Here is a 293-nt window from a genome sequence, read left to right on the forward strand (position 1 = left end):
TCCTACCTCGCCGGTTGAAGAAGCGCATGCGGAATACATTGAAAGTCGGGGCGGCAATCCTTTTTTACAGATTGCCGTACCGGAAGCCAGCAAGAAGCTGATCCAGTCTGCGGGCCGGCTGCTGCGTAAAGAGCAGGATTTTGGTAGAGTTGTGCTGCTCGACAGACGGATCATCACACGGCGCTACGGCAAAGCACTGCTCGATTCATTGCCTCCATTTAAGCGCGTAATTGAACACACCATCAAAGAAAAATGAATAATTAATGATTGAAATGATAGATCCGGGCATGTGG

The 293-nt window shown here is 49.5% G+C and carries 1 protein-coding gene; it reads left to right on the plus strand.

Annotation, left to right across the window (positions count from 1 at the left end; genetic code table 11):
- A partial coding sequence (locus tag ACYP03_RS25615; RefSeq protein ID WP_459782622.1) for a helicase C-terminal domain-containing protein occupies window positions 1–256 on the plus strand: 256 nt, incomplete at its 5' end.
- Between the last annotated feature and the right edge of the window lie 37 nt (window positions 257–293).

It is taken from the genome of Photobacterium sp. R1, assembly GCF_054600795.1.